This window comes from Granulosicoccus antarcticus IMCC3135, assembly GCF_002215215.1.
GTDB classification, from domain to species: Bacteria; Pseudomonadota; Gammaproteobacteria; order Granulosicoccales; family Granulosicoccaceae; genus Granulosicoccus; species Granulosicoccus antarcticus.
The window spans coordinates 7,265,875-7,292,102 of the sequence record NZ_CP018632.1 but is presented as its reverse complement, the minus strand read 5'-3'; the positions used below and the strand labels follow the sequence as shown (position 1 = coordinate 7,292,102).

Here is a 26,228-nt window from a genome sequence, read left to right as displayed (position 1 = left end):
AAATATCAAAATCGGTGACTAATTGCGTTGCCAAATCAGTTTTAAATGCATACACTTAGCGCCCTGATAACGGCTGACGCAGTTTTATCAGGATATCGAATCTCGGCCATGCCAGATTCAAGCAGTTTGAAGGTCAGTCTGTAGTGCCGGTATAGCTCAGTTGGTAGAGCAACTGATTTGTAATCAGTAGGTCCCGAGTTCGACTCTTGGTGCCGGCACCATTAAATTCAAAGGCTTAGGTGATTTCACCTAGGCCTTTTTTGTTTGGAAACATATTTGGTGTCACTCTGGTGTCACTATTATGCAAAGTACCCCGTCTGCAATGGCGTCGTTAATGAATAGCTACCGATGACTGTGACCAATGGAGCGAGATCAACTCAACAATTTGCTTGAGAGTTTAGTGTCTTTACCCAAAGAGACGGATTGGGTCGAATTCAAGATGAATAACGGCAATCCAGATAGTATTGGTAAGTATGTATCAGCCTTAGCAAATTGCGCTATTTTGTGTGTTAAGGAACGCGCTTATTTTGTATTGGGTGTCGATGATTTAGATCATTCAATTGTTGGTACTGAAGTAAGACTCGCAACCAAGAAAATCGGTAATGAAGATTTTCTGCTGTGGCTACCGAAGAATTTGAGCCCCAGATTGACTATTGAGCATCGGGAGCTTGACGTTAATGGGCTTCATGTTGAATTCCTGATTGTCAGCCCAGCGTTCCGACACCCTGTTAGGTTCAAAAATTGCGCTTACATTCGAGTTGACTCAAATCTACAGAAATTGGATGTGTATCCGGATAGAGAATCTACGATTTGGCAAGCAGTCAGCAGGTATGCATTTGAACGCCAAAAATGTTTGTATGGACTGAACGCGGATGTGTTGAAAGAAAGCTTTTTCATCGACAAAATGGCATCTAAGTTAAAGCAAAGCAGTACATCGATTACTTCAATGTAAGCGACTCATCAGGCCCATGGTGACAATGCTTGACGACGCACTGATCATGACGATTCCAATTCACATTGTCAGGATTTTCTACCATGCCTTCATCACCCAAGTTCACCGCCGCCGAGTGGGATGCCTGGATTGACCAGTTCCACGCCTCTGGACTGCCACAGAGTACATTCTGTGATCGCGAGGGTCTGTCACGGTTTGTATTTGCTCGGCACTACCAACGTAGCAACAAGTTCGCCGGCACCCGTCGCAAACCAAGAAGCACTAACAAGAAGAAGGATGAAAAAGCGTCAGCTTTTCGGTCAGTTCAACCCAAGGCCATTGTTGTCCCTGATCAACACGTTGGTGAGGGTGTCACCATTCACATCGGACAGCAGGTTCGCCTGCAATGCAGTGCCAGTGTCGGCATCGAAGCGATCATGCGTTTGGCTCGAGAGGCTCGATCATGAGTGCGCGCTGGTTGCCTGAGCGAGTGCTGGTGTATCGCCACCCTGTCGATATGAGAAAACAGATTGATGGCTTATCAGAACTGGTTGCCTCAGAGCTTGATCAGAATCCCTCTGATCGGACTGCCTATGTGTTTGTCAGTCGCTGCTCTCGCCGTGTCAAAGTGCTGATCTGGCATTTGAACGGATACTGGTTGTTGTATAAACGAGTTGAGAATCAGCGCTTCCACTGGCCTGATTGGTTTGGCGATAGCGATACCATCGAGCTGGATCAGGAGCAGCTGGACTACCTGCTTGATGGCTATGATCTGAATGGCATGCGCCCGCATCGCGAACAGGTATACGCACGTCACTTCTGAGAAAGCGCAGACCAGACAGTAGTACGCACTTGTAGTATTGTCGTTCGCGTGAACACCCAGCTTCCCTCAAACGAGATCATTGACATTGAGCAATTGCGCCAGCGGCTCATTGTTGCCGAGCGTGATCTTGCCACCAAGATACGGATGATCGACAAGCTTGAGCAGGTGATCGCGCAGTTGGCGCAGCGTCACTGGGGCCGCTCCTCGGAGGTTAATCCCGGCCAGGCAGATCTGAGTCTGTTCAATGAAGCGGAGCTTGCGGCCATGCAAGCAACGCTTGATGATGAGCTAGAAGATGCGGATGAGCAGGCGGGCGACTCGCCCGCCGATGGACAGGGTACCGACGGGGAGGATGACAAAGCGCCGCGGCCCAAACCAGCAAAGCCACGACCACGGCGTCTGTTGCCAGATCACCTGGAGCGGGTGCGTATCACGCACGAACTGGACGAGGAACATCGCCAGGGCGAGTGTGGTGGTCAGCTCATGCCCATCGGTGAGGAAGTCACGGAACAGATCGGCGTGATCCCTGCACGACAATTTGTCATCCAGCACGTGAAGCTCAAGTACGCCTGTGCTTGCAGGGAGTGTGGCGTGAAAACCGCTCCGATGCCGTTGCAACCCTTGCCTGGCTCGCAGGCCAGCCCTTCGATTCTGGCTTACACGATGGTGGCAAAACTCCTGGATGCTCTGCCCCTGTACCGCCAGGAGAAGATGTGGGCGCGCGAGGGGCTGGATTTGTCCCGCTCGAAGCTGGCCCGCTGGTTGATCGACAGCGCCTCCTTCCTCCAGCCGCTGTACAACCTGATGCAGGAGATGTTCTTCGCCTACGATATCGCGATGTCCGATGATACTGGTATCCAGGTGCTCAAGGAGGATGGGCGATCGGCCAGTAGCCGCAGCGCGTTGTGGATCCGACGCGGTGGCGCCCCTGAGACACCGGTGGTGCTATTGGACTACAACGTATCCAAAGGCTCGGCTGTGGCCTCGACTCTGCTCGAAGACTTCAAAGGATTTCTGGTTGTCGATGCGGCACCGAGCTTCAATGCCATTGTCAGTAAGAATGAACTGTTAACCGTGCTTTGCAACGACCACTCGAGACGCAAGTTCGTCGAAGCTGGGCGCCATGCGCCCAAGGGCAAGAAAGGAACCAGCGAGGAGTGGGTAGCAACAAAGGCAATCGCCTTCTACAAGCGCCTCTACAAACTTGAGGAGCAGATCCGTGATTTGCCACCGGCTCAACGACTCGAGAAACGACTGCGTGAGGCGGTGCCGATCTGGGATACGTTCATGGAATGGGCCAAGAAGGTACAGACACTAGGAGTGCGGCATGCCAAGACGCGCACAGCACTCAATTACCTGATCAAACATGAGGCTGGCCTGCGTCGCTATTGCGATGACGGGCGCCTGCCGATCTCGAACATACTCACCGAGCATGTGGCCAAGACCGTGGCCTTGGCGAGAAAAAATTTCTTGTTCGCCGATACGCCTGCCGGTGCTGCCTCAAGTGCGCTGATCTACAGCATTCTCGAGAGCGCAAAGGCGAACAACCATAATCCGCTTCACTACATGACGGCGGTGCTGGCTGAAATGCCCAACGCCAAGTCGATTGAGGACATCGAGGCGCTACTGCCTTGGCAGTTGAGCCCGGACCAGGCGGCAATGCTCTATCACAGCCAACCGAGTCCTACGCAAAAAATTCCTCCCTGATCGTTACAGTACAAGACTGGGCTGGATGGATCGCTTACACTTCAATCGACGACTTGTGTCGTGAAGATCTGTTATTTAAGAATCTAAGTGGTGGGTATGATGTCTCTAACCTACTTGCAGTCTCTGCAGTGAAGAATTTCGCCAAATTGATAGGACTTGAGCGCAGGGGGATTCGAGTCATCAAATACACTGGAACGAGTAAGGTTGATGCTGAGTACGATGCGCAAGGTGCCCTCGGTTACGTAATGGCGTTTGATAATGCTCTGCAAAAAATTATGACTTTTATCCCTCATAAAGAAGAGCTAGTTACTGGATTGAGGGTTGAAAAATTCAATATTCCGAAAATTTCAGTTCGTGAAATACTCAGCAATGCGATCGTGCACCAGGATTTTTCTGGTGCAGATGCTGGTCCTATTGTGGAGGTGTTTTCAGATCGAATAGTAATAACGAATTGCGGTTCTCCTCTTATCGAGACTGACAGATTCGTTGATGCCCCTTCTAAATCACGAAATCAGCAACTCTCTCGGCTTTTTCTGAGTGTTGGGTTAAGTGAGTTGAAGTGAGTTGAGAGGTAGTGGTATTGATAGGGCATTTGAAGCGATAGAAAGTGAAGGGTTGCCACCACCTCTGGTTCAAGCGAAAGAGGGGAGTACTGTTGTTACTATCTTTGGACCTCGCCCGTTCCCTATGATGACTAAAGAAGAACGGCTACGTGCTTGCTATTGGCATGCTTGTCTAAAAGTGGAAGAAAACTCTGCTATGAGCAACGCAACACTTCGTAGTCGATTCAAGCTTTCGGATAAGCAGTATGGCAAAGTCTCTGAGGTCATTCGGGATGCCTGTGCGGAGGGGCTTGTGGTTCCTGCGGATCTAAATCAGGCCAAAAAAAATGCGAAGTATGTACCGTATTGGTATGGTAAGTAGCGCTAGCGTGTCGATAGCTTTGTATCATGCTTAGTCTGATCAGAATTTCTTTTTTTTGTTTTTTATATAAAAATCAATAGTTTATTAGTTTTTCTATATGCGATTTATATAAGCTCGATTCGGAAGCTAGATTTTTGTGAGCCAGTTCTTAGCTAGCGCGCGTTATCTGCTCTCTTTGCGCTTCGGAAGAGGGTGCTTAGTTTTTTACCTCTTTAAAGGTCTCAAGAGTGGAAAGTTTGAGCACTGTTTCCCGTTCCAGACAGCCACCAGAAATCAGAGTGATTCGGCCGTCTCATGACGCGCTCTTCTGCCGTTCCCGTTCAAGCACCTTTAGCCGTTCCTGTGGCGTCTGTGCAGCTGCGCTCCACTCAGCAATGTTAACCAGCTGTGGCCACAGTGCTACGGGCTGTGCCACAACGGCGCGCCTTTGCTGCTCGACCCCCTGTAGGCGCTTGAGTAACGCTGCTGATCGGTTTCTCATAGCGTAGCGTTGCTCGTGTGCAGGGGTTTGTTGAGCTGCTCCATCATCCGTCGTGCTACCTCAGGATTCGGTTGTTGTTGCGCAACCTGCACCCGCGCCATAAAGCACTCCTCGTAATTGTGGCCGTCGTATTTGGGTATGACCACACTTGCAGACCAGGCTAAATGGTTTGTTACCGTTCTTGATAAGATCAACCACTTCAGCCTTGTATTCATCGCTGAAGGTACGACGGGTATTTCCGGATTTCTGTTTTGACACTGTTCACCTTTGGGAGCATTATCGCTCCAAAATGAAGTGTCTACCAAATCGGGGGGGGGGCTCCAATCGGGTGTTCTCGAGGACAAGGTGTCGGGTAAGTCGACCGACAGACCTCAGTTGAAGGCTTTTGAAGGCTTTGCTGGCCCATCTGTGCAGCCGAGATACGCTTCATATGCACAGCATCGATCGGCTGGCCAAGAACCTGGCAGATCTGCTGAAACTGATCGAGAGCATCACTGGCAAGGGTGTCGCTGTGCAGTTCCATAATGAGTGCCACGAACGGCCACCTTTTGGCGAGTGGGCACTTGATATTTCACGCGAAAAAGAATGGTTTTGATTCCGTAGTTCGGAAGATGCGGCGCAAAACGCTTATTGACGAAAATGCCTTACTACGAGTGGGTGCACAATGATGTATCAGGCAAAGTTTAAATCGCGAAAGTGTACAAATTGAACTGAATCCACCCATAAGCAGCGATAGCGTTAATATGCGAAATAATTCATTTAATCGGAAAACGTTAGCCTGTTGTGTGTAGCACATAGGGTTGTCGCTCTCGAGCCTTGCAGTTTAGGTTTTCGTCATATATCGCGTAACGAGTGCTTCGTCACATAGTTGGCATACCGATGGTGTATAGTGTTACAGGCTCCTCAGTATGCTTGACTTGTAGGAGAATTGGACATATAAGTTGTTAAGGAATCAGGAACTGTGGCCGATCTATGCTCAAGCAGAAATCTTTGCTTGGTACAAACTTACTAGCAGTGTCGGAGCTGCATGATTCCCTTTCCCCTCATCAAACTAATTTATTTCGCGAGAGTTCTCGCCTATCAGGAGGATTATTATGCTTGAACTTGTGGGCGGACTAACTTTGTTTTTTTTTGGAATTGCCATGCTTGTTCTGGTGCGTAAATTAGCACATTTGATTCGAGTGAACTCGGTAGCCAACGAGCTTCTTAGGCAGGATTCTGGGATAAATATTGTGCACGGAATGGGTGGTGATCAGTCTGGTCGCGTGATTTCTGACAAACGCATAAGCACTGAATCTGTGCGTAGCCTGTAACTGCAATGCGTTTAGGCGTTGACATAATGTCTGTCTAGTCTAGTATCCCAGAACGAAAATGGGCAACATCGAGTTGCTCTTAGCTTGCAGGAGCAGCTCGTGGGAAATGAGTTCATCTCTTGGATTCCATGCATCTCTGGGGATCTGTTTTTTTCGAAAACAGCGTTTGGACTAGGGGCTTACGATTTTTATTTGACAAACATATCTATCCGAAATGATGATGGAGTGTTTCAAGAAAGATCATTGCTTGCCAGTTCTATAGTTGATTGGCAGGACACGGACTTTCTATCTGAGCCGAATCGAGGCCTGTACCGCGTTGTAGTTGACGCCCATTCAACAGAATACACATCACTTCTTGGCTCGGTATACTTACTAGAAAAAAATAGTAACGATAAATCGAATCTTTCGAAAAGACCGAAATTCCTTCCTAGAGAAAACTGCAGCCAAGAATCAATGATTCTTGAGCATCTGCATGCGTTAAAACAAAACTACGCATCTCTATGCAGTGTTCAGCAAAATAGTGCTCAGCATCAAGAATTCGAGCGTAGTAAATCATTAATTCAAGAAGCTCTAGAGTCAATTTCTAGTACGGTAGTACACAAAATAAATTTTGAGATTCATCAAACTGGTATAATGCTGTCGCGCGCGGATTACACCAAAGCTAATGGCGAATTAGTCTCTACTAATTATTACGAGCGCCGTAGATTGTGTAGCCAAGCATTTTATTATCTCAAATTTCTACTACACAAGCACGCGCATCACTCGAACGAAAATGAGACCCTGACGACTGTCCATAGAATAAAAAATCGAGGGATCGATAATGCTCAGATATTAATAAGAGATCTGAAGCGTGGTTTAGTTGATGCGAAAAGAGCAGGGCGTTCCACTAGACATACGGCGTCTGGTATTGCTGCGTATGGTGCTTCACTGGTGCAGACCTGCGAATCGCTAGGATGGTTTGACAAGGAAGCAATAGTTAGTAATTCGATAGGTACTTTTTGCTCTAACAATAAAGCCGATCAGGAAAAGGACTACTTAAAAAACGTTGGAACTTCGCTCGAGCTAATAAATAACGAGCAAATTGCGGCAGGTGAGAAAAGTGCCAAATCCAGTTTTTGGAGAACGTACACTGTTTGTGTATTGTGGCTGTTGGGCGTAGTTGGACCGATTCTGGTCTACATCAATATTTTTAGTAATGGCTACTTTGGTGCGAAACAAATTGAGAACCTTCGTGTTAACAGGGTAAAAGTTAATGGTGATATTGTCGACCAACTTTTATTCTTTAAAACGCAATATTGTGATGCGGCATGGCCTGGACTTAGTTACCTGTGCAATTTAGGTATTGATACTCTTATGCAGTACGCAAGTGGGCAGGTAAGTTCCGCCATTTCGATTGTACTTTTTATGTTGTTTTTGAGCTTCATACCGGCCGGTTTTTCACCTGACTGGGGTAAATACAACCTGTCAGGAAAATGCTCCAATTTCTGTCATAGTTATATAGCTCAAAGCGCCTATTCATTGGCTAGTAAAAATAATTGGCAATACCGTATAACTGTTGCCATAATTATTGTGAAAAAAATATTTGTTGCGTTATATCAACCAAAAATTAGTGACGGACTAAGGTTGCAGTGGATTGCAATTTGCATCTTCTCTGCTATATCAGTCATAGCAATTTATTGGGGTTTGAAAACGACATTCAACGTTCTGTTCTAGTCCGAATTTGGACTCATGTGTCGTCTATTTGATTTCTAATGAATAAAGATGAGTTGCGCGCAGTCGTGACCTATCTGGGGTTTAATGGACCTGCTGTCCGTATAAGGGTTGCTCATTTAAAACGAGGATTCGTAGTCTCTTAGATCGATTACGTTAATGTCGATCCAGACCCGCGGCTATCTGCTGCGGAGCAGAGGGCGTTCCATGCCTGAACGGAATGAATAAGATGGTAATTATCCGAATCTAACTTTTTAGGCACAAACAGTTTCTGGTGTTGGAAGTTTCAGTGCAGTGACGACCGGTTAGTCAACGAACGAAGAGAACGACGCAAGAATCGCGAGCATGTGTGTTCGCAATAGTCGCAAACTATAGCGAATTTCTGGAGTTGCTCTGGCTTCCATCAACAAGCCTGAAACGCTCGGCATCATTGATGCAAGAAATGGCACCCGTACGGCTGAATTTCTGATCGTGGTCTGCATGGACAAACAGTAGTCCGAGACTAGTGATTCTACTTCCCGTCGACTATTCTAAGTAATTGATCCCTTACAAAGTGCTGGTTCTGCTATGAGTGAAAGCGTATCTATAGTTCTTGATGGTAAGTCAATTGAATTACCTGTTGTTGAGGGTAGTGAGGCAGAGAAGGGGCTGGATATCAGCAAGCTGCGCGACACTACCGGCTACATTACACTCGACCAGGGTTACGGCAATACAGGTAGTTGCGAAAGCGCTATTACCTATATCGATGGTGATGCAGGCATTTTGCGCTACCGTGGAATTCCCATTGAGCAGTTCGCAAATCGACCGAACTTTATTGAGGTTTGCTGGCTACTGATCTTTGGCAATTTGCCTACGGCCGCTGAATACGGCGATTTCAGCGAGCGTTTGACGCGGCATGCCATGCTGAACGAGTCGATGAAGCATCACTTTCAGGGCTTTCCGACCCAGGCACCGCCGATGGCGATCCTGTCGGCCATGATCAATGCCTTGTCTTGTTTTCATCCTGACATGAACGGGGCAGACAGTGATGATCAATTCATCGCCGCCGCTGCCAGGCTGATCAGCAAGATCAGAACGATTGCCGCTTTTGCTCACCGAAGTTCGATTGGCCGGACTTACAACTATCCCAATCCGAAGTTGCTCTACGTAGAAAACTTCATGCACATGATGTTTTCAGAGCCTCACGCGCCCCATGAGACAGATGAAATCGTTCGTCTGGCATTCAATCTGGTGCTTATCCTGCACGCCGACCATGAGCAGAACTGCAGCACTTCCACTGTACGGATGGTGGGTAGCAGTGGTGCGAACCTTTTTGCCTCATGTGCCGCTGGAGTTTGTGCTCTGTGGGGGCCATTGCACGGTGGTGCGAACGTCGCCGTTCTGGACATGCTCGAGCAAATACACCAGGGTGATTTGTCGGTTGAGGAGTACATGCGTCTGGCCAAGGACAAGAACAGTGGAGTCCGCCTGATGGGTTTTGGACATCGCGTCTACAAGAATTTTGATCCACGGGCGAAGATGCTGCAGGAGGTTGCAGAGAAGCTGCTTAAGCATCTGAACATCAACGATCCACTTCTTGAAATTGGTCGGCGTCTTGAAGAGATTGCACTGAATGATTCGTACTTTGTGGAACGCAAACTCTACCCGAATGTGGATTTCTACAGCGGCATCATTTTACGTGCGTTGGGAATTCCGACCAATATGTTTACCGTGATATTTGCCATGGGACGCATGCCAGGCTGGATTGCTCATTGGCGTGAACAGAATCTCCAGGGCGCGCGAATCGGTCGGCCACGTCAGATCTATACAGGGCCTACGGAGCATGACTATGTGCCCAGAGATCAGCGCGGTTGGATCTCGGATTCGGCTGAAGACATTATCCCAAAGGGCCAGCGCCCGGGCTTTGATCTTTGAATTAGTATCGTTGACTCATTGAGAGATGGCTTGGCTTTTGATGCCGTCTCTCAAAGCAGTAGGCCGGGCCGGTGAGGGCCTATCGGCCCTTCATTTGCGAGCAAGGCATAGTCATTGAATGAGAGTGGCTGATCCTGGTGCCTGACAGGCGCTTCTGTTGCGCAAGGACAGGGGTTCATGCTCAGCTGATGATTGCAGTTGCCGTACCCTTCGGACGCGTTATGCTGTGAATATCGTTCAGCTTCACAGAGAAATATCGAGCTCGTGTCAGCAGCACCTTCATCTTCTGCCAATGGTTTGATATCCGAATCGAATGTACGGGCACTGCTTCGTGCCATCGTCGATCAGGGGCATGATCCACGTGAGTTTGCCGAAGCTGAAGGGGTGACTCTGGAGGAGTTGCAATCCGGGGTTGATCTGTCCGCCGCCCTGTTCGGACGTCTTTATCAGCGTGGGATGTTGCTGCTACGCGATGAGTCTCTGGGCATGGTCAGTGGCGGTCCTGTGGCAAGAGGCACCTTTCGCATGATGTGCCTGTGCGTTATTCATCAACCAACGCTGGGCGCTATCGTGACACGGGCCGGTGAGTTCATGGATGTGTGCAATGGTCTCAAGGTCAAGCCGCATATTATTGATGATCGCTCCAGCACCAGTATCGGCTTTGCCGGCGTGTGCGATGAGTCGGGTCACAGTTTGCGGCAGATTCTGAATGCGGCAGGGCCGATGCGTATACGTACATCACTGTACATGTGGCACAGCCTGCTCAGCTGGTTTGCTGGACGTTCGATACCGTTGAGGTGCGTGGAATTCGACTTTCCCATGCCCGCCAATGGTGCCAAGTGGACACGCCTGTTTCGCTGCCCGGTTGATTTCGATTGCGAACAGTCGCTGATTCGGTTTGAGAAAAACATATTGCAGCTACCCAATGTGCAGAATGAGCAGTCTCTGTCCGTCTTTCTGAAGTCTGCTCCTTATCAACTGATCGTGCCGTCCTACGATGATCGACGATTGAGTGATCGTGTGCTGGCATTGTTTGGTAATGATTACTCGCGGCGTCTTCCTGGTGCCGATCACGTGAGTGAACAGCTGGGGATGTCGGTCAGCACATTACGACGTCAGCTTCAGGAAGAAGGGACCTCGTTTCAGCGATTGAAGGATGATTGCCGACGGGTTGCGGCAGTGCGATACCTGGCGACCAGTGATCTGACTTATAACGAAATCGCCGGTCTGCTAGGATTTGATGAGGTGAGTGCGTTCTTCAGGGCGTTCAGGCGTTGGACCGGGGCGACACCGACAGAGTACCGGAACAGCCTGTCGCAACTTGCCACCAGCGACGAAAACAGCAGAGACGAAAACAGCAGACACCCATAAACCTGCCCAACTAACGCAAGCGATATCGTCATTGCATTGACAGTTGGTTGTGAGGCTAAACAACTGATTTATATGTTCGTAAAAGATCGTGTCACTAGCTGTGAACGAAAATGCCAGTAGATTCGCCCGCATTCGTCATTGAGTTGGGGTAGAAATCAGCCGACACTTAGTGCAGTTAAACTATATGGGTGTCTTGAAATGCCAGCGTACAATCCGCCACTGCAAGATATGCGATTTGCCTTGCGACAAGTTCTTGAGTTCGACAAGCATTACGCAAGCCTGCCAGGGGCTGAGGATGCAACACCCGACGTGGTGGATGCCATTCTCGAAGAGGGGGCGAAGTTTGCCCGGGACGTCCTGAGTCCACTAAATGCGGTGGGTGATACACAGGGCTGCACTTTGAAGGATGGTGAGGTCACCACGCCAGACGGTTTTCGTGAGGCTTATCAGCAATATGTCGATGGCGGTTGGCCATCCATGACGCAACCCGTGGCGCAAGGTGGACAAGGACTGCCTGAGTCGCTGGGCACCGTTCTGTCGGAAATGAACGGTACCGCAAACTGGTCCTGGGCCATGTACCCGGGATTGTCCCACGGTGCCATGAATACCCTGGCTGCTCATGGAACCGAGCAGCAGCAGGAAAACTACCTGAGCAAGCTGGTTTCGGGCGAATGGACCGGCACCATGTGTCTGACAGAGTCGCATTGCGGCACTGATCTGGGCCTGCTCAAGACGCGTGCGGAGCCCAATGATGATGGAAGCTACGCCATTACTGGACAGAAAATCTTCATATCTGCCGGCGAACACGACATGGCGGACAACATAGTTCATATCGTTCTGGCAAGGCTGGCTGGTGCACCAGAAGGTACGCGTGGCATCTCCCTGTTCATCGTACCCAAGTTCTCGTTGACCGACGATGGGAATATGGGTGTCAGAAACTCGGTGAGCTGCGGTTCGCTGGAGCACAAGATGGGTATTCATGGCAACGCCACCTGCGTTCTCAATTTTGATGGTGCCAAGGGTTTTCTGATCGGGCCTCCCAATCGCGGCCTGAACTGTATGTTCACTTTCATGAACACGGCTCGTATCGGTACTGCGGTGCAAGGTCTGGCGCATGCCGAACTCGCCTTTCAGGGCTCTTTGGCCTATGCCCGTGACCGCCTGCAAATGCGCTCACTGTCTGGCGCTGCAGCACCCGACAAGCCGGCCGATCCCATCATTGTGCACCCGGATGTGCGCCGCATGCTGTTGACACAAAAAGCGTTGGCTGAAGGTGGTCGCATGTTTTTGTATCGCTGCGGCATGCTGGTCGATCTGGCTCACCAGGGGGCTGATGAACAAACCCGTGCGGCGGCCGAGCAGGAGCTGGCCCTACTGACGCCCATTGCCAAGGCATTCCTGACCGAGACCGGGTTCGAAGCTGCGAACCTTGGAATGCAGGTATTCGGCGGTCATGGCTACATCAAGGAATGGGGTATGGAGCAGAACGTACGCGATGCGCGTATCTCCATGATTTATGAAGGCACCACCGGTGTACAGGCCATTGATTTACTGGGTCGCAAGGTGCTGGGTTCTCAAGGTGCCCTGCTGAAGGCCTACACCCGACAGATCCATAAATTTTGTAAAGCGCATGGCGATGAGCCTGAATTGCATCGCTACATCCGACCGTTGGCCAAGCTCAATGTGGAATGGGGTGCTCTGACGCAGCGCATCGGCATGGCAGCATTGCAGGACAAGGAGGAGGCAGGGGCCGCGTCGGTGGATTACCTGATGTACTCCGGCTATATCGTCATGGCCTATTTCTGGGCGCAGGCAGCGGTTGCTGCCGAGCGTCAGCTGGAAGCCGGCGAAGGCGATGCTGTCTTTTTGCGTGCCAAGCTGTTCACCGCGCGTTTCTACATGGAACGCTTGTTACCTCGCACCAGCACCCTGGCTGTGACCATGCTCTCGGGTGCCGATAACCTGATGGATCTGGATGAGGCGCACTTCGCCATCTGATGCCTGTCAGAAAGACCACATGGTAAAGGCAGGGCTGCCGGGTTCAAGCTTGGTGCCCTGTCATGGACAGTCCGGACTCTGAATGTTGAGTGATGAGAACGTGCTCAGCCACGAAATTTTCGCCCAGTCGCGACTTGTACAGTCTTGAAAAGACTGCTCTCTGATCAGCTTGCAAGCCGATCTTGCCGCTATTGGCGTAACATGATTTTTGTCGAACAACTATGTGCACCGGCGGACAGGGCGTAACATTCCACATCTGGTGCATGAAACCACTCTGCGGATCTGATCATTCCGGTCAAGTTCCGAAGCCTTTCATCTGTACGATAACTGTAGGAGCTTTCGCTCATGCTTTTTACCGGCGCAGCTTTCAAGCTGACTCGTGACAACGATATCCTCGAGCTTTGTTTTGATAGCGAAGAACAGAAGGTCAATGTCTTCAATCGCAAGGCCTTGGCAGAATTTGGTGAAGTGCTTGCCGTCATCGAACAACAGACAGATGTGGCCGGACTTGTATTGACCAGTAGCAAAGGTGTGTTCGTGGCCGGTGCCGATATCACCGAATTTCTGGGCTACTTTGCAGCCGAAGATGCGGTTCTGGAAACGATGCTGAAGGAAGTCAACAGCATGTTCAACCGATTCGAAGATCTGCCTTTTCCAACGGTTGCCGCCATCAATGGTGAAGCTCAGGGCGGCGGATTCGAAATCAGTCTGGCCTGTGATTTTCGGGTTGCAGCGCCGACAGCGCGTATGGGTCTGCCGGAAGTCAAGCTGGGCATCATGCCAGGCTGGGGTGGTTCGGTTCGACTGCCACGTCTGATCGGTGTCGACAACGCGGTTGAATGGATGTGTACCGGAGCGTCGAAGAAGGCAAGTGCGGCCCTGGCTGACGGTGCTATCGATGCCGTGGTCCATGATGGTGATGTTCGCGCGGCAGCTATCGCTATTATCGAGCAAGTGCGTGCTGGCAAGCTGGATGCCATGGCTCGACGATCGGTAAAGATTGCGCCTCTGGCATTGTCAGAGATGGAACGCACCATGGCTTTCGAGTCCGCCAAAGGCGTTGTCGGGGCTCAAGCCGGTCCTCATTACCCCTCGCCATTGACTATCGTCAACACGGTGGCAAAACACGCTTCCAAGTCACGTGATGAAGCTTTACCGATTGAAAGTGCAAGCTTCGTCAAGCTGGCTAAAACTGATGTGGCTGAAAGTCTGGTTGGTATTTTCCTGAATGATCAGGCGCTGAAACGCCTGGCGCGCAAGCAAAGTAAAGACGCTCTGCCGGTCAAGCATTCGGCGGTATTGGGCGCGGGCATCATGGGAGGCGGCATTGCCTATCAATCCGCTTCCAATGGTGTGTCCATCACCATGAAGGATATTCGTGAAGAAGCGTTGGAAGCCGGTCTGGATGAAGCAGGCAAGCTGCTCAAGAAGCAGATTCAACGCGGTAAACTCAAGCCCGAAGGTATGGCTACAGTATTGAATGCCATTCAACCGGCTTTGAGCTACGGCGAATTTGGCAAGGTGGATCTGGTCGTCGAGGCGGTGGTCGAGAATCCTAAAGTCAAGATGTCCGTACTGACAGAAGTGGAAGCTCAGGTGAGTGATGACACCATCATCACCACCAATACATCGACCATCTCGGTCGATCTGCTTTCCACAGCCTTGAAGCGTCCTGAAAACTTCTGCGGCATGCATTTCTTCAACCCCGTGCATCGTATGCCGCTGGTTGAGGTCATTCGTGCAAAGACATCGTCAGAACAAGCCATTGCCACTACCGTGGCCTATGCCTTGGCGATGCGCAAGACGCCTATAGTGGTCAATGACTGCCCGGGCTTTCTGATTAACCGAATTTTGTTTGCCTACTTTGGTGGCTTCAACAAGCTGGTTGCCGACGGCGGTGATTTCATGGCCATCGACAAGGCTCTGGAACGATTTGGTTGGCCGATGGGTCCGGCTTATTTGCTGGATGTGGTTGGCATGGATACCGGCAAGCATGCTGCGGGTGTCATGGCTGAAGGCTTCCCTGATCGCATGGCCAGTGAAAGCAAAACCATTATCGATGCCCTGTTTGATGCTGAACGTCTGGGTCAGAAGAACGGCAAGGGTTTCTACAAGTACGAAGTCGATCGAAAGGGCAAACCGCAGAAGCTGCCTGATCCGGATGTCGCTGCCGTCATTGACAGTGTGCAGAGCGCCAAGGCCGAGATTTCTGCCGAGGACATGGTTGACCGGCTGATGATTCCAATGTGCATCGAGGCGGCCCGTTGTCTGGAAGACGATATTGTGGGTGCGGCCTTCGAGGTGGATATGGGGCTGGTTTATGGTGTGGGTTTTCCTCCATTCCGTGGCGGTGCTCTGCACCATGTGGACAAGATCGGATTAGCGGCCTTTTGTGAACGTGCCGATCAGTTTGCTGAGCTGGGACCGTTGTATCATCCGACAGAATCCATGCGCGAGATGGCCAAGACCGGCAAGACTTTCTACACCAAGATCAGCGCTGACAAAGGAGCATCCGCATGAGCTATCAGGCACGCGATGTTGTAATCGTAGATGGTGTTCGTTCACCGATGGCCAGTTCAAAAGGTGGCGGTTTTGCTCATGTACGAGCAGAGAATCTGTCAGCCGCGCTGGTAGATGCGCTGTTCCTGCGCAACCCCTCGGTTGATCGGGGCGATGTTGAAGATATTGTCTGGGGCTGTGTTAATCAAACCCTGGAACAAGGCTTTAACGTGGCCAGAAGTATTGGTCTGTTGGCAGGTCTGCCCAAGCAGGTCGCAGCACAGACGGTCAGTCGTCTGTGTGGCTCATCCATGAGTGCCTTGCATACTGCAGCCCAAGGGATCATGACAGGCTATGGTGATGTCTTCGTTGTCGGTGGTGTGGAGCACATGCAACACGTTCCCATGCTGCACGGTATTGATATCAATCCTTCGGTCAGCAAGTACGCTGCCAAGGCTTCAATGATGATGGGCGTGACCGCCGAACTGTTGGGGCAGATGCACGGTATCTCGCGCGAAGATATGGACCGTTTTGCCCTGCGTTCACATCAACGTGCACATGCCGCGTCTGTGGAAGGTCGATTCGACAACGAGATAGTGCCGATTGCAGGTCACGATGCGAACGGTGTGTTGAAGATGATCGACAAGGATGAGGTCATACGTGCTGACGCTTCACTCGAAGCTCTGGCATCCCTGCGCCCAGCCTTCATTCCCAAGACCGGTACGGTCACTGCGGGTAGTTCTTCGGCCATTGCTGATGGCGCCTCAGCCATGCTGCTCATGTCAGGCGAGAAAGCCATGAGTCTGGGATTACAGCCCATCGCACGTATACGCAGTATGGCGGTTAGTGGTTGTGATCCTGCGATCATGGGTTATGGTCCGGTACCCGCATCGAAGAAAGCACTCAAACGTGCCGGTATGACCATCGAAGATATGGATTACGTTGAGCTTAACGAAGCCTTTGCCGCTCAATCGCTACCCGTCATGAAGGATCTGGGTCTGCTTGATGTCATGGATCAGAAAGTCAATCTGAATGGCGGTGCCATTGCTCTGGGTCATCCACTGGGGTGCTCCGGTACGCGCATATCCACCACCTTGCTGAATGTGATGCAACAGAACGACGGTGAGCTGGGTCTGGCTACCATGTGTATTGGCATGGGCCAGGGAATTGCGACGGTCTTCGAACGACTCAAGTAAGGGATAAAGACGAAGACAGGCAACTGTAGTCAAGCCTGTCTTCGTCCATTCTGTTCGCAAATACCAGTTGTCCTCCAACTCGCAATTATCAAGTTGGAGGACTACTAGGCGGCTGTCCTCAGGGCAGCCAGCTGACGTCAACCACACGCCATTGCGGTCCACCTTGCGGTACATCGGCATGATGGGTCAGACGGGTGAGAGAGACGTTACCGATGTCAAAGCTGACGCTGTTGCGCATGGGCAGATCCAGTGCAATCTGCAAGGCGGCGAGGATGGTGCCGCGATGAGCGACACACACCACATCTTTGCCTTGATGCTCGGTGATCATGCGCTTGACGAAGGCTTCCACGCGAGTGCGCAGCATGGCAAAACTCTCACCGTTGGGGGCTTGCTGTTCGGGTGGCAAGGGCCAGAATCCCAGATAGGCATCATCACGCTGAGCAAAGAGCTCCTCATGCGTCATGCCGTTGAAATCACCAAAATCCTGCTCCTTGATATCTGCATCCTGCGCCCAGTCACTGGCCGTGGCACCGGCAGCAATCAGCGCATCAGCGGTCTGCTTTGTGCGCTTTAGCGGGCTGGTTACCCACAGGGCATCCTTGGGTAACTTGGCTGCGATACCCTGAAACAGCGCAGTATCGGAAGTATCGCTATCAACATCCAGGCTGCCGTACATACGGTGTGCAACTTCTGGCACTCTTGCATGGCGAATCCACCAGAATCGAGTGGCATGAGATGACTGCGGTAGCAGATCGAGCAGGTTCTGATTCATGGTCAGCGCGTTTGTGGCGAGTTCAACAGGGCCGTACCTATCGCGAACAGGTAGGTCCGGACAGCGGTATGAGAAATTTGTTATCGGGATTCTAACTGCTTGCCCGAGTTCACGCTCGGACGCATTTGACTTTGAGACGCATAACAGGCACAACTGGTTCCGCAACAAAGTGCACATTCGAACATTCAGCGGGGGTAATCAGTGACGCAAGCAGGACAGGATCACAGTCCGGACAAAAATGTACAGCCAGCGACTGACACCGATGAAAGACTCTCGGTGCAACCCTTATCGGCACTGGATCGACGCATTGCCGATGCACAAACTCAGTTGGTAGAACTGACGCAGGCGTTGATCCAGCACCCCACTATCAACCCGCCGGGCGAGGGTTACGCCGCTATCTGCGATCTGTTGGAGCGGTTTCTGAAGCCCTACGGTTTTGCTATCGAACGGGTGCGTGCCGAAGGTGCCCTGGGCGACAGCGACAAGTATCCGCGCTGGAACCTGATTGCCCGGCATGAAGGTCGGCACCAGGGCGAGTGCGTACATTTCAACTCGCATACCGATGTTGTGGCAACTGGCGAAGGCTGGACTGTTGACCCCTTTGCAGGGATCGTCAGGGATGGACGTGTCTACGGTCGAGGTGCCTGCGATATGAAAGGGGGGATGGCGGCCTCCATGATTGCCGCTATCTGTTTCATTGCAGAGCATCCGGATTACGCCGGTGCCATCGAGATATCCGGCACCTGCGATGAGGAGTCGGGTGGCTTTGGCGGTGTCGCCTACCTGGCGGAGAAAGGCTGGTTTGACCCGTCGCGTGTCCAGCATGTGATCATTCCCGAACCCTTGAATAAAGAGCGTATCTGCCTTGGGCACCGTGGTGTCTTGTGGGCAGAGATCGAGACGCACGGGCATATTGCGCACGGTTCGATGCCATTTCTGGGGGACTGTGCGGTACGTCATATGGGGGCTGTTCTGGAGGCCTTCGAAGAAACACTTATCCCACGCCTGGCGGCGCGACGTACCACCATGCCGGTGGTGCCCGAAGGTGCGCGACAGTCAACCTTGAATATCAATTCTATTCACGGTGGCCTGGATGAGCCAGAATCTGGCTATACCGGCATGCCCTCGGCGCTGGTCCCCGATCGTTGCCGTATGGTGATTGATCGGCGCTTTCTGCTCGAAGAGGATCTGGCTGATGTGCGCGGTGAACTGCACGAAATTCTGGAGCAGATAAAGTCTGACCGAGATCGCTTCGAATACGATATTCGAGAAATGTTCTCGGTTCTGCCGACCATGACAGCGCAGGATTCCCCGGTGGTCAGCGCGGTGGCCGAAGCGATTCGTAATCGTCTCGGTACGGAACCCGAATATGTTGTCTCCCCCGGCACCTATGATCAGAAGCATATCGATCGCATCGGGCGCATGCACAACTGCATCGCCTATGGTCCGGGCATTCTGGATCTGGCCCACCAACCTGACGAGTATGTGGGAATACAGGATATGATTGACTCGGCGCAGATCATGGGGCGTACCTTACAAGCCCTACTGCTGAAAGAATCTCACTAAGGAGCGGTAATGAATAAGCGATTTAGCCTGCCGGCACTGCTGGTTCTCACGTGTGCTGTCAGTAACGCCTTTGCTGCCAGAACCGATATTATTCTTGGCGTGCAGCTTGAGCCTCCCAATCTGGACCCTACGGCAGGGGCTGCGGCGGCTATTGATGAAGTGGTTTATGCCAATATCTTTGAAGGTCTGACGCGTTTTGGGCCCGATGGCAGTATCAAGCCAGCGCTGGCCGCAGGCTGGAGCATCGAGGATGAGGGTCTGCGCTATATTTTCGGTCTACGGGCGGATGCAACATTCCACGACGGGGCTGAATTCTCGGCCGACGATGTTAAATTCTCCATAGATCGTGCGATGGCGGACGATTCAACCAATGCGCAAAAAGGCTTGTTTGCCAATATCGACAATGTCGAGATCATTGACCCTCTGACCATTGCCATCAACCTGAAACAGCCCGACGGTAATTTGCTGTTCAATCTGGCCTGGGGCGATGCCGTCATCCTTGATCCGGCCTCTGCCGCCGATGCGGCCACTCATCCGGTGGGTACCGGGCCCTTCAAGTTTGCCAACTGGGTGCAGGGAGATCGTGTCGAGATTGTCAGGTATGCGGACTACTGGGGCAAGCCGGTAAAGCTTGAGAAAGCCACCTTCAAATTCATCAGCGAACCAACAGCAGCCTACTCGGCCATTCTGGCAGGCGATCTGGATGCATTTCCCAACTATCCAGCTCCCGAGAATCTGGCGCAGCTGGATGTGGATCCACGCTATTCAGTGGTACTGGGTTCCACCGAAGGGGAAACCATTCTGGCCATGAACAATGCAGTGGCACCGTTTGACGATGTACGCGTCCGAGAGGCGGTGGTCCATGCCATTAACCGAGATGAGATCATCGACGGTGCAATGTACGGTTATGGCACACCGATCGGAACTCACTTTGCGCCACACAATCCGGCGTATCTGGACCTGACAGCGCAGTCCGCCTTTGATCCGGAGAAGTCGAAAGCCTTACTGAAAGAGGCGGGTCACGAGAATGATCTGACAGTCACACTGAAGTTGCCACCACCGGTCTATGCCCGACGCGGCGGCGAGATCATTGCAGCCCAGCTGCGTGATGTCGGCATCACGGCGAACATTGAAAATCTGGAATGGGCGCAATGGCTGGAGCAGGTTTTCAAAGGCAAGGATTTTGACCTGACGATCATCTCTCATACCGAGCCCATGGATATTGGAATCTATGCCAATCCTGACTATTATTTCCAGTACGACAATGCCGATCTGCAGGCGCTGATGACGTCGTTGAATACCGAGACAGACCCTGACAAACGTACCGAACTGCTGCAGCAGGCGCAACAGATCATTGCCGATGATTATGTCAACGCCTATCTGTTTCAGCTGGCCAGGGCCGGGGTTGCCAATTCCAGGATCAAGGGGCTGTGGGAGAACTCGCCCACCCAGGCCAATGATCTGACCGGTGTTTACTGGGAAGAATAGAGACTAACCAACTATCCAATTGATGAAGGCCTGACGGGTCTTCGTGCTTCCCTGAATGTTGCATTATCTTCTCAAACGATCAGCTTCTCTACTGGCAACCTTGCTGGTGGCGAGCCTGATCGTGTTCGTGGTCATCGAAGTGGTTCCGGGCGATCCGGCGTCCTACATGCTGGGCATGAATGCACAGCCCGATACCATCGCAGCTCTGCGTACCGAGCTGGGTCTGGATGAGTCCAGAGTGGCACGTTATCTGAGCTGGGTGAGTGGCATGGTGCAGGGAGATTTTGGTCGTTCCTATACCTATCGCACACCGGTGGCCGAGATGGTGGCGGAGCGGTTGTGGATTTCTCTGCCGTTGGCCTCGTATGCTCTGGTGTTGTCGACCTTGCTGGCGTTTCCTGCCGGTATCTGGGCTGCCAGTCGGCGCGGCGGTATTGCGGATACCGCCGTGATGGGCTTCACGCAGCTGGGTATTGCCATTCCCAATTTCTGGTTTGCCTTGTTGCTGGTACTGCTGTTTGCGGTCAATCTTGGCTGGTTTACAGCCGGCGGATTCAGCGGATGGCAATCCGGTATTTTCGCAGGCTTGAAGTCACTGACCTTACCGGCGGTGTCGCTGGCTTTGCCACAGGCAGCCATTCTGACCCGCGTGATGCGCTCCTCTTTACTGGATGTTCTGAATGAGGACTTCATGCGAACGGCCAGAGCCAAAGGCCTTAGTTCAAGACAGGCCATGCTGCGACATGCCTTGCGCAACGCGATGATTCCTGTATTGACGATCATGGGCTTGCAGTTCTCTTTCCTGATTGCCGGTGCCATCATCATCGAGAATGTTTTCTTCTTGCCAGGCTTGGGGCGTCTGATCTTTCAGAGCATTGCGCAGCGGGATCTGATCGTGGTGGAAAGCGTCATCATGTTGCTGGTCTTTGCCGTGGTCATGGTGACTTTTCTCATTGATCTTGCCTATGCCTGGGTTGATCCGCGTTTGAGGCAGCAGCGCCGATGAAGTTGCGATCCATTGTGCCCGGAGCACTGCTGGTCTCGCTGGTGGTCATCGCCGCGTTGCTCAGCTATGTGTGGACGCCGTTTGATGTGACCATGCTGGACATCCGCCACAAGTTCACACCTCCCGGGGCTGTGCACTGGTTGGGCAGTGATCATCTGGGTCGGGATATTCTATCCATGCTGATGGTGGGGGCGCGTACTTCCATCGCCGTTGCTCTGGTGGCGGTGGGGATCGGTATGGGGGTGGGTGTACCACTGGGTTTACTGGCTGCTGCACGTGCGCATACCTGGGTGGATGAGCTGATCATGCGTAGCAATGATCTGGTCTTTGCCTTTCCTGCGCTGCTCATTGCCATCATGATCACGGCGGTATTCGGGCCGGGTGCCATCAATGCGATCATCGCCATCGGCATTTTCAATATTCCGGTTTTCGCCCGACTGACGCGTGGCGCCGCAATGAGTCTGTGGACACGTGAATTCATATTGTCGGCGCGTGTAGCAGGCAAGGGGGCTGTGCGGATCTCGGTTGAACACCTGCTGCCGAACATCACCAATCTGCTGCTGGTACAAGGGACTATCCAGTTCTCGTTGGGAATACTGGCTGAAGCCGGTTTGTCTTACGTGGGATTAGGTGCACAGCCGCCTATTCCCAGCTGGGGGCGCATGCTGGCTGAGAGCCAGACGCTGATTTCACTGGCGCCGCATCTGGCCTTGTTCCCGGGGTTGGCGATTGTCATCACGGTGCTGGGTCTGAATCTTTTGGGAGATGGACTGCGTGACTGGCTGGACCCGAGGTTGCGTCGTGAGCGATAGCCAAGTCCTGCTGCAACTTGACAAGGTCAGTCTGTCGATTCATGGCACGGCTGTTCTGCACGATATATCTTTGCAGATAGCAGAGGGTCAGACGCTGGGTGTCATTGGCGAAAGCGGCTCAGGTAAATCCATGACCGCCTTGTCAATAATGCAGCTAATGCCCCGTGGTTCTGTTCTTGATGGCAGCATCCGCTTCCAGGACAAATTGTTGCAGGAGTTGCCTGAAAAAAGCCTGTGCGAGTTACGTGGCAGTGATATCGGCATGATTTTCCAGGAGCCCATGACTGCTCTGAACCCGCTCAAAACCATAGGTGATCAGGTGAGCGAGAGCATTCGCCTGCATCGACAGGTTAGTCGAGTCGATGCACTGCAGTTGACCGCGCAGACTCTGGAGCGGGTTGGTCTGCCCAATGCCCGGTTTCCACTGAATCGATATCCGCATGAATTGTCAGGTGGTCAACGACAGCGGGTAGTCATTGCCATCGCTGTGGCCTGTAAACCGCGCCTGTTGATTGCTGATGAACCGACTACCGCACTGGATGTGACGACACAGGCGGGCATTCTGAAATTGTTGAAGACGCTGCAGCAGGAAGAAGGTCTGGCTTTGATGCTGATTACCCACGATCTGGCGGTGGTATCCAATATGGCCGATGACATTGTCGTGATGCGTCAAGGCCGGATTGTCGAGCAAGGGGCGCTGGCTGAGGTGTTTGGTGATCCGGGACATGAATATACTCGCACTCTGTTTGATGCCTCGGCATTGACGGGTATCAGTCGGTCCGCGCATCTTTCATCACAAGCATCACAAGCATCACAAGCCTCACAAGCATCACAAGCCTCACAAGCCTCACAAGCCTCACAAGCCCTTGCCCCATCTGCCTCTGCGAGTTCTGGCGAAAGCGGTGTACCTCTGCTGCAGGTCAGGGAGCTGGTGTGTGAATACCCGGGGCGCCGCAAGCGTCTCTTCGGACATGCGCCAGCCTTCCGGGCCGTGGATGAGGTGAGCTTTGATATCCGGCACGGCGAGAGTGTCGGATTGGTTGGTGAGAGTGGTTGCGGCAAATCCACCCTGACCCGCGCGTTGCTGGGATTGATGCATCTGCACAGTGGTCGTGTTGAATTGAATGGTGAATCCGTCAGTACTTTGCAGCAAGTGTCGCGCGTCTCTCGCCAGCAAATGCAAGTCGTGTTTCAGGATCCCTATGGTTCATTCAACCCGCGGCACAAGGTGGGGCGACTGGTGAGTGAGCCATTGCATGTACTGGATCATCCACCCGGGCGTGCAGAGACACGTTTGCGGATTGCCGCTGTATTGGAGAGTGTCGGCATGCTTGCCACGGATAGTGACAAGTTCATTCATGAATTCTCCGGCGGTCAGCGCCAGCGCATTGCCATCGCTCGCTCATTGATCATCAAGCCCTCACTGATCATTCTCGACGAAGCTGTCTCGGCGCTGGATGTCTCAGTGCGAGCGCAGGTGCTGCAGTTGCTGGATGATCTGGCTCGTGAGCAGGGTTTGGCCTATCTGTTCATCTCCCACGATTTGTCAGTGGTACAACGTGTCAGTGACCGCGTTCTGATCATGCGTCACGGACGCATCGTGGAACGGGGCAACACGAGTGATGTGTTCGATAACCCGCAGCATGAATATACACAGCAACTGCTGGCCGCTGCTCCCAAGTTGACCATAGCGTAAGGGCTGGTGAAACCATTAGTCAGCCTGTTAAATTTGATTGTTTTGCCAGCCCTGATAACTGATCTGATCGAGTTTTCACAATGAATGAACCGAATGAGCTGCGATGGTCCGTCGGACCACGCAATCTGATTACCGATATTCCGGGTTTGCGGGTTGGCAATGCCAGCGATGCACAGATTAAATCAGGAGTGACCGTACTCACCTCTGAGCAGCCTTTCATTGCCAGCGTGGACATCATGGGAGGGGCTCCCGGCACGCGTGAGACTGATTGTCTGGCACCGGACAAGCTGGTGGAAGAGGTCGATGCACTGGTTCTTTCGGGAGGCTCTGCTCTGGGGCTGGATGCCGCATCTGGAGTGGTGGCGGCGCTGCGCGAGAGTGGCCGCGGATTCAATGTAGGGCCCGTGCGAGTGCCTATCGTGCCGGCCGCCATCATTTTTGATTTGCTCAATGGTGGTCAGTCGGATTGGCTGTATAACCCCTATCAGGCGCTCGGACGTCAGGCCCTGGCAGCCGCTGGAGAGGGCTTCGCACTGGGCTCGGCCGGTGCCGGTGTCGGTGCCACTACCGCTGTCCTGAAGGGCGGACTGGGCTCCGCCTCGATCGTCATGCCCGATGGCACCTTGGTGGGGGCGTTGGTTGTGGTCAATCCACACGGTAGTGTGGTGACGCCCGGAGGCAAGGCCTTCTGGGCAGCACCGTTTGAGATGCACGGCGAATTCGGCGGCTGTGGCCAGCCGATGGCACCTGATCCTTTTCTCATACCGCGCAATGACAAACTGCGAGCTTATGAGGCCATGCGCGGATTGCCGGGAGGCAGCTCAGGATCGCCTCCGGCGGGCATGAACACAACCATTGCCATTGTCGCCACGAATGCGGTCATGAACAAGGCGCAGCTGCTACGCATGGCCGTGGCAGCTCAGGATGGCATGGCGCGCGCCATCGTACCGTCGCATACGCCTTTCGACGGTGACCTGGTCTTCGCCCTGTCCACCTGTGGAGTGCCGATGCAGGCGCCGGTCGAAGATGCCATGCGTCTGGGGCATGCCGCAGCGGTGTGCCTGTCACGGGCTATTGCAAGAGCGGTCTACCTGGCGGAGTCAGCTCCGGGTGATACCTTGCCCAGCTGGCAGGATAAGTTCGGTCACGATAACTATGAGCGATCCTGGTAATGCTGTGATCTGACAGACGTTTGAGCGTCGCTCAGACAGCTTCCAGCGCATCCAGAACAATACGTACGAAAGTCTCGGGTTGTTCCCAGTGCAGAGCATGGGCGGCATTTTCCACGACCACTGTCCGCACTTCTGGGTGCGCCTCACCGAACGTCTGCAGCATGCGTGGAGTCATCAGAGTATCTTGACTACCCGTCATCAGCGTGACCGGGCAGGCTAGTTTCTCCAATGGCAGTGGTGGCAGAAAACTCTCCAATGCATCGACCTGGCAGGAAAATGCGCTCAGTGCCTGTTTATGTGGATAGCTCATGGAGCCATTCAGCGCAGCCTCTATGGCATCAGGATTTTCGAAGAATTCGGGACAGAACAAAAACTGATAGAGCAGGCCGAACCAGTCGCGTTCGTTGGTTTCGGATCGCAGGGTCCGCAATGATTTGAACAAGGCAATACGGGCTGGCACAATACTGGGCAGACCTGCGGCGCTGACCAGGCTGGTGACCCGCTCGGGTGCCGTGCAGGCTAGTGCCCAGCCCAGCATGGCTCCCATGGAGTGGCCGACGATATTGACGCGTTCGATACCAAGCTCGTCGAGCAGGCACAGAATGTCTGTCACCATGGCGTCGCGACTGCTGACAATCGTCTGGGGTGTGGTACGTCCAGTGCAACGATTGTCGGGAATCAATAGACTGTGTTGCTGTCTCAGGGGAACAATGGCTGGTTGCCAACTGGCGCTGTCGCTGGCCATGCCAGCCAGTAATAGAACCGGAGGCGTGGCAGGCGCACTTGTCTGGTCGCAGGGATGGTACTGATAGTGGAGACTGATTCCATTGATTTTGACAACCGGCATGA

23 protein-coding genes and 1 tRNA gene are annotated in these 26,228 nt (G+C 52.6%); 20 read left to right on the top strand and 4 right to left on the bottom strand.

Annotation, left to right across the window (positions count from 1 at the left end; all coding sequences use genetic code 11):
* Window positions 1-145 precede the first annotated feature (145 nt).
* The 6 genes from IMCC3135_RS31640 (at window position 146) to IMCC3135_RS31615 (ending at window position 4,024) form a co-directional block, all read left to right on the top strand.
* Window positions 146-221 (top strand) — tRNA-Thr (locus IMCC3135_RS31640).
* A 140-nt stretch (window positions 222-361) separates the two neighbouring features.
* Entirely contained in the window at window positions 362-952 is a 591-nt protein-coding gene (locus IMCC3135_RS31635; RefSeq protein WP_088921225.1) for an AlbA family DNA-binding domain-containing protein, read from the top strand.
* 83 nt (window positions 953-1,035) lie between these two features.
* On the top strand, window positions 1,036-1,398 hold the full coding sequence (gene tnpA, locus IMCC3135_RS31630; protein ID WP_088921224.1) for an IS66 family insertion sequence element accessory protein TnpA: 363 nt from the start codon (window positions 1,036-1,038) through the stop codon (window positions 1,396-1,398).
* Complete coding sequence (tnpB, locus tag IMCC3135_RS31625; protein WP_157736467.1) at window positions 1,395-1,754, top strand: IS66 family insertion sequence element accessory protein TnpB; 360 nt, start codon at window positions 1,395-1,397, stop codon at window positions 1,752-1,754. Before tnpA ends, tnpB begins: the two co-directional genes overlap by 4 nt.
* 48 nt (window positions 1,755-1,802) lie before the next feature.
* A complete protein-coding gene (gene tnpC / locus IMCC3135_RS31620; RefSeq protein WP_088921222.1) occupies window positions 1,803-3,461 on the top strand; it encodes an IS66 family transposase in 1,659 nt (552 codons plus the stop codon).
* The gene (locus IMCC3135_RS31615; RefSeq protein WP_157736466.1) at window positions 3,386-4,024 is read left to right on the top strand and encodes an ATP-binding protein; all 639 of its coding nucleotides are present in this window, start codon (window positions 3,386-3,388) and stop codon (window positions 4,022-4,024) included. The genes tnpC and IMCC3135_RS31615 overlap by 76 nt, the downstream gene beginning before the upstream one ends.
* Before the next feature lie 653 nt (window positions 4,025-4,677).
* Here the strand turns inward: IMCC3135_RS31615 and IMCC3135_RS31605 are convergent.
* The gene (locus IMCC3135_RS31605) at window positions 4,678-4,866 is read right to left on the bottom strand and encodes a hypothetical protein (protein ID WP_088921219.1); all 189 of its coding nucleotides are present in this window, start codon (window positions 4,864-4,866) and stop codon (window positions 4,678-4,680) included.
* Between the two features lie 60 nt (window positions 4,867-4,926).
* The gene (locus IMCC3135_RS34865) at window positions 4,927-5,124 is read right to left on the bottom strand and encodes a transposase (protein WP_205737809.1); all 198 of its coding nucleotides are present in this window, start codon (window positions 5,122-5,124) and stop codon (window positions 4,927-4,929) included.
* A gap of 127 nt (window positions 5,125-5,251) precedes the next feature.
* On the opposite strand from IMCC3135_RS34865, the gene IMCC3135_RS34860 reads away from it, so the two are divergent.
* The 8 genes from IMCC3135_RS34860 (at window position 5,252) to fadA (ending at window position 16,867) form a co-directional block, all read left to right on the top strand.
* On the top strand, window positions 5,252-5,461 hold the full coding sequence (locus IMCC3135_RS34860; RefSeq protein ID WP_205737808.1) for a recombinase family protein: 210 nt from the start codon (window positions 5,252-5,254) through the stop codon (window positions 5,459-5,461).
* Window positions 5,462-5,960: 499 nt separating this feature from the next.
* Window positions 5,961-6,179, top strand: a complete 219-nt coding sequence (locus tag IMCC3135_RS31590) for a hypothetical protein (RefSeq protein WP_088921216.1) — start codon at window positions 5,961-5,963, stop codon at window positions 6,177-6,179.
* 99 nt (window positions 6,180-6,278) lie between these two features.
* Window positions 6,279-7,892, top strand: a complete 1,614-nt coding sequence (locus IMCC3135_RS31585) for a hypothetical protein (protein WP_157736465.1) — start codon at window positions 6,279-6,281, stop codon at window positions 7,890-7,892.
* A 564-nt stretch (window positions 7,893-8,456) separates the two neighbouring features.
* The gene (locus tag IMCC3135_RS31580) at window positions 8,457-9,803 is read left to right on the top strand and encodes a citrate synthase (protein WP_088921214.1); all 1,347 of its coding nucleotides are present in this window, start codon (window positions 8,457-8,459) and stop codon (window positions 9,801-9,803) included.
* A gap of 264 nt (window positions 9,804-10,067) precedes the next feature.
* A complete protein-coding gene (locus tag IMCC3135_RS31575; RefSeq protein ID WP_169727552.1) occupies window positions 10,068-11,174 on the top strand; it encodes an AraC family transcriptional regulator in 1,107 nt (368 codons plus the stop codon).
* 198 nt (window positions 11,175-11,372) lie between these two features.
* Window positions 11,373-13,172 (top strand): acyl-CoA dehydrogenase C-terminal domain-containing protein, encoded by a 1,800-nt coding sequence (locus IMCC3135_RS31570; protein WP_088921212.1) that lies wholly within the window; start codon window positions 11,373-11,375, stop codon window positions 13,170-13,172.
* Between the two features lie 345 nt (window positions 13,173-13,517).
* Window positions 13,518-15,692, top strand: a complete 2,175-nt coding sequence (gene fadB, locus IMCC3135_RS31560; RefSeq protein ID WP_088921210.1) for a fatty acid oxidation complex subunit alpha FadB — start codon at window positions 13,518-13,520, stop codon at window positions 15,690-15,692.
* A complete protein-coding gene (fadA, locus tag IMCC3135_RS31555; protein WP_088921209.1) occupies window positions 15,689-16,867 on the top strand; it encodes an acetyl-CoA C-acyltransferase FadA in 1,179 nt (392 codons plus the stop codon). The genes fadB and fadA overlap by 4 nt, the downstream gene beginning before the upstream one ends.
* A gap of 118 nt (window positions 16,868-16,985) precedes the next feature.
* Here the strand turns inward: fadA and IMCC3135_RS31550 are convergent, their stop codons facing one another.
* On the bottom strand, window positions 16,986-17,639 hold the full coding sequence (locus IMCC3135_RS31550; RefSeq protein WP_157736464.1) for a histidine phosphatase family protein: 654 nt from the start codon (window positions 17,637-17,639) through the stop codon (window positions 16,986-16,988).
* A 201-nt stretch (window positions 17,640-17,840) separates the two neighbouring features.
* Between IMCC3135_RS31550 and IMCC3135_RS31545 the strand changes: the two genes are divergently transcribed.
* The 6 genes from IMCC3135_RS31545 (at window position 17,841) to IMCC3135_RS31520 (ending at window position 25,379) form a co-directional block, all read left to right on the top strand.
* Window positions 17,841-19,205 carry an acetylornithine deacetylase/succinyl-diaminopimelate desuccinylase family protein gene (locus tag IMCC3135_RS31545; RefSeq protein ID WP_205737807.1) on the top strand — a complete coding sequence of 455 codons (1,365 nt, stop codon included), beginning with the start codon at window positions 17,841-17,843 and terminating at the stop codon, window positions 19,203-19,205.
* Window positions 19,206-19,214: 9 nt separating this feature from the next.
* A complete protein-coding gene (locus tag IMCC3135_RS31540; RefSeq protein ID WP_088921207.1) occupies window positions 19,215-20,693 on the top strand; it encodes an ABC transporter substrate-binding protein in 1,479 nt (492 codons plus the stop codon).
* A gap of 55 nt (window positions 20,694-20,748) precedes the next feature.
* Complete coding sequence (locus IMCC3135_RS31535; RefSeq protein ID WP_088921206.1) at window positions 20,749-21,699, top strand: ABC transporter permease; 951 nt, start codon at window positions 20,749-20,751, stop codon at window positions 21,697-21,699.
* The gene (locus tag IMCC3135_RS31530; RefSeq protein ID WP_088921205.1) at window positions 21,696-22,511 is read left to right on the top strand and encodes an ABC transporter permease; all 816 of its coding nucleotides are present in this window, start codon (window positions 21,696-21,698) and stop codon (window positions 22,509-22,511) included. Before IMCC3135_RS31535 ends, IMCC3135_RS31530 begins: the two co-directional genes overlap by 4 nt.
* Window positions 22,501-24,207, top strand: coding sequence for an ABC transporter ATP-binding protein (locus IMCC3135_RS34855; protein ID WP_205737806.1), 1,707 nt, complete (start codon window positions 22,501-22,503; stop codon window positions 24,205-24,207). Before IMCC3135_RS31530 ends, IMCC3135_RS34855 begins: the two co-directional genes overlap by 11 nt.
* 80 nt (window positions 24,208-24,287) lie before the next feature.
* Window positions 24,288-25,379 (top strand): P1 family peptidase, encoded by a 1,092-nt coding sequence (locus tag IMCC3135_RS31520; RefSeq protein ID WP_088921203.1) that lies wholly within the window; start codon window positions 24,288-24,290, stop codon window positions 25,377-25,379.
* A gap of 31 nt (window positions 25,380-25,410) precedes the next feature.
* Here the strand turns inward: IMCC3135_RS31520 and IMCC3135_RS31515 are convergent, their stop codons facing one another.
* Entirely contained in the window at window positions 25,411-26,226 is an 816-nt protein-coding gene (locus IMCC3135_RS31515) for an alpha/beta fold hydrolase (protein ID WP_088921202.1), read from the bottom strand.
* Window positions 26,227-26,228: the final 2 nt, after the last annotated feature.

Bases quoted from the DNA above. Each gene is read 5' to 3' on its own strand.
- IMCC3135_RS31635 (WP_088921225.1), top strand. From the start codon at position 362: ATGGAGCGAGATCAACTCAACAATTTGCTTGAGAGTTTAGTGTCTTTA.
- tnpA (WP_088921224.1), top strand. From the start codon at position 1,036: ATGCCTTCATCACCCAAGTTCACCGCCGCCGAGTGGGATGCCTGGATT.
- tnpB (WP_157736467.1), top strand. From the start codon at position 1,395: ATGAGTGCGCGCTGGTTGCCTGAGCGAGTGCTGGTGTATCGCCACCCT.
- IMCC3135_RS31605 (WP_088921219.1), bottom strand. From the start codon at position 4,866: ATGAGAAACCGATCAGCAGCGTTACTCAAGCGCCTACAGGGGGTCGAG.
- IMCC3135_RS31590 (WP_088921216.1), top strand. From the start codon at position 5,961: ATGCTTGAACTTGTGGGCGGACTAACTTTGTTTTTTTTTGGAATTGCC.
- IMCC3135_RS31580 (WP_088921214.1), top strand. From the start codon at position 8,457: ATGAGTGAAAGCGTATCTATAGTTCTTGATGGTAAGTCAATTGAATTA.
- IMCC3135_RS31570 (WP_088921212.1), top strand. From the start codon at position 11,373: ATGCCAGCGTACAATCCGCCACTGCAAGATATGCGATTTGCCTTGCGA.
- fadB (WP_088921210.1), top strand. From the start codon at position 13,518: ATGCTTTTTACCGGCGCAGCTTTCAAGCTGACTCGTGACAACGATATC.
- fadA (WP_088921209.1), top strand. From the start codon at position 15,689: ATGAGCTATCAGGCACGCGATGTTGTAATCGTAGATGGTGTTCGTTCA.
- IMCC3135_RS31550 (WP_157736464.1), bottom strand. From the start codon at position 17,639: ATGAATCAGAACCTGCTCGATCTGCTACCGCAGTCATCTCATGCCACT.
- IMCC3135_RS31540 (WP_088921207.1), top strand. From the start codon at position 19,215: ATGAATAAGCGATTTAGCCTGCCGGCACTGCTGGTTCTCACGTGTGCT.
- IMCC3135_RS31535 (WP_088921206.1), top strand. From the start codon at position 20,749: ATGTTGCATTATCTTCTCAAACGATCAGCTTCTCTACTGGCAACCTTG.
- IMCC3135_RS31530 (WP_088921205.1), top strand. From the start codon at position 21,696: ATGAAGTTGCGATCCATTGTGCCCGGAGCACTGCTGGTCTCGCTGGTG.
- IMCC3135_RS31520 (WP_088921203.1), top strand. From the start codon at position 24,288: ATGAATGAACCGAATGAGCTGCGATGGTCCGTCGGACCACGCAATCTG.
- IMCC3135_RS31515 (WP_088921202.1), bottom strand. From the start codon at position 26,226: ATGCCGGTTGTCAAAATCAATGGAATCAGTCTCCACTATCAGTACCAT.